The organism is Stenotrophomonas pictorum JCM 9942 (assembly GCF_001310775.1).
In the GTDB taxonomy this organism is placed as follows: Bacteria; Pseudomonadota; Gammaproteobacteria; order Xanthomonadales; family Xanthomonadaceae; genus Stenotrophomonas; species Stenotrophomonas pictorum.
Genome location: NZ_BAZI01000662.1, coordinates 1 through 952 on the forward strand (window position 1 = coordinate 1; position 952 = coordinate 952).

A 952-nucleotide genomic window follows, 5' to 3' on the forward strand; every position below is an offset into this window, starting at 1 on the left:
CGCCGACGTTCGGCCGCACCGAAGCGGGCGCGGATGGCGTCGGTGATGGCCCGGGTCTGCGCGGCATCCTCCACCACATACGGGGTGATGAGCATCAGCAGCTCGGTACGGGTACCGCTGCGCTTGGCGCTCTGGAAGGCCTTGCCCAGGATCGGGATATCGCCCAGCAACGGCACCTTGGTCTTGCCGTCACTGCGGGTGCTGGAGATCAGCCCACCGAGCAGGGTGCTTTCACCGTCGGCCAGGCTCAGGCTGGTGTTGAGCTTGCGGCTGAACACACTGGGCGAGGAGATCTCGCTGGTGTCGGTGGGGGTGGCCTCGCTGACCTCCTGGCTGATCTTCAGGTCCACGCGCTGGCCGGAATGCACCACCGCCTCGATATCCAGCAGCACACCGGTCTTGCGGTACTGCACGGACTGCAGGATGGAGCTGTTGCCACCGGTACTGGGCAGATCCGACGCGGTGGCCTGGCTGGTGATGATCGGCACTTCGGTACCGACATCGATACTGGCCGACTCGCCACTTTTCACCAGAATGCGCGGCGTGGACAGGATGGAAACACGGCTGTCCTTGGCGAACAGGTTGAGGAGCGCCTTGACCTGCCCCGACGAGGACACGCCCTGCCAGACCAGCCCGCCACCACCGGTACCGGCCAGCCCCTGCAGGGCCGTGACCGGGCCGGACATGCCGTTGACGCTGACATTGCGCAGCGCCCATTCGATGCCGTGGCTGAATTCATCGGTCATGGTGACCTCGGCCACGGTGACCTCGATGACCACCTGCCGGGCCGGCTGGTCCAGCCGCGCCAGCACGCCCTGGATGGCGCGCCAGCGCTGTGCTTCGCCCTGGAAGACGATGACGTTGCGGATGGGATCGATGGCCACCTGTCCGCCCGCGGTGCTGATGCTGGTTGCGCCCGCGGCGCCCGTATTGCCGCCGTTGCGCGAGGCAC

General features: G+C 66.9%; 1 protein-coding gene. It reads right to left on the reverse strand.

The annotated features are described in order from the left end of the window. Positions 1–884: type II secretion system protein GspD (locus tag JCM9942_RS16885; RefSeq protein ID WP_256202421.1), on the reverse strand; the 884-nt coding region annotated here is incomplete at its 3' end. Between the last annotated feature and the right edge of the window lie 68 nt (positions 885–952).